General features: G+C 48.3%; 1 protein-coding gene and 1 pseudogene. Both read right to left on the bottom strand.

All coding sequences use genetic code 11. From position 1 onward, the window contains the following. Positions 1–105, bottom strand: a pseudogene (locus tag ACWHAR_RS22240) (5-deoxy-glucuronate isomerase); the annotation flags it as partial. 74 nt (positions 106–179) lie between these two features. Continuing rightward, a partial coding sequence (gene iolA, locus ACWHAR_RS22235; RefSeq protein ID WP_452087851.1) for a methylmalonate-semialdehyde dehydrogenase occupies positions 180–1,202 on the bottom strand: 1,023 nt, incomplete at its 5' end.

Below are 1,202 nucleotides of genomic sequence, written 5' to 3'. Positions count from 1 at the left end.
AAACTCTACATAAGTGAGATCAGAGTTGGATGTCGTTACTTCGTGCACGAGTTTGACCCCATTAGACACTTCATGCGACTGCGGCTTACGCAACAAATAACTCATAGAGAAGCCCTCCTCTTTCTATTGGCAGAATGAGTCCGAACAGCGCACATGGACGCCGTTCGGCTGTTCGTCGTTTAGTTGAAATCAGGTGCCGGATATCTTGCCGTCACCACTTTTTTACGTGTATAGAAGTCGACGCTGTCTTTTCCGTTCGCATGCAGCGTTCCAAAGAATGAAGATTTCCAGCCTGAGAATGGGAAGAACGCCATTGGAGCCGGCACACCAAGGTTGATGCCTAGCATTCCCGCATCAATGTTTTCACGGAAGTAGCGGATTGCGTTTGAGTTGGATGTGAACAAGCAGGCGCCGTTCGCAAACTCAGACTTATTGGCGATTTCAATCGCTTCTTTCAGGTTTTTCACACGGATGACAGATAAGACCGGAGCGAAAATTTCATCTTTCCAGATCGTCATTTCTGTTGTGACATTGTCAAAGATCGTCGGGCCGACAAAGTAGCCGTCGTCAGACACATTTTCACGTCCGTCACATACGAGTCTGGCACCTTCTTCAAGACCTTTTTCGATATAGCTGAGCGTGCGCTTCTTGTTGTCTTCGCGAATCACCGGTCCTAAGAACACGCCGTCATCAAGGCCGTTACCGATTTTAATGTCCGCCACTTTTTCCTGCAGCTTCGCCATAAATTCATCGGCGATTCCTTCTTCAACTGTCACAACCGCACAAGCCATGCAGCGTTCACCGGCAGAACCGAAGGCAGCTCCAACGATGTTTGTAACCGTGTCTTCAAGATTCGCATCGTTCAAGACAATCGTATGGTTTTTCGCGCCAGTCAGAGATTGAACGCGTTTTAAGTTTTCGCTTCCTTTTTTGTAGACGTATTCGCCTACTGGCTTGGAGCCTACAAATGAAATCGCTTTAATTTCGGGATGCTCGAGGATGCCGTTCACAACGTCATGCGCACCGTATACGACGTTGAACACCCCTTTCGGAAGGCCCGCTTTTTCAAAAAGCTCAACCAATTTCTCTGTTAACAGCGGAGTCCGCTCAGATGGCTTTAAAATAAATGTGTTGCCGAGCGCGATCGCCATCGGGAACATCCAGCAAGGAACCATCATCGGGAAGTTGAATGGCGCGATTCC

Source organism: Bacillus sp. LR--39, assembly GCF_053613335.1.
The sequence above is the reverse complement of the archived record's forward strand: the minus strand, read 5'-3'. Positions and strand labels throughout refer to the sequence as shown.